The sequence below is a fragment of the Mesorhizobium sp. M4A.F.Ca.ET.090.04.2.1 genome (assembly GCF_003999085.1).
GTDB lineage: Bacteria > Pseudomonadota > Alphaproteobacteria > Rhizobiales > Rhizobiaceae > Mesorhizobium.
In genome coordinates this window covers 1-247 of the sequence record NZ_RZOT01001048.1, presented here as the reverse complement: position 1 = coordinate 247, position 247 = coordinate 1, and the positions used below count along the sequence as shown (strand labels likewise).

General features: G+C 67.2%; 1 pseudogene. It reads left to right on the top strand.

Features of this window, described 5'->3' with window-relative positions:
- Positions 1–247: pseudogene (locus EN781_RS33970) on the top strand (MFS transporter); the annotation flags it as partial.

The window sequence follows — 247 nt, the reverse complement described above, 5'->3', positions numbered from 1 at the left end:
CTGCGCGGCGATCTCGCCTGAAACGCCGCAGGCGCTGGTGGTGGCGCTGATGCTGGTCGCCGGCCTGGCGCGTTCGATGCAGTTCACCGCGCTCAACACGCTGGCTTTCGCCGATATCTCCGCCGCGCAGCGCAGCTCGGCGGCGACCTTGTCCAGCATGCTGCAGCAGATATCGATGTTGTTCGGCGTAGCGGTCGCGGCGGCGGTCCTCAATCTGTCGCAGATCGCAAGAGGCGGGGCAGCACTC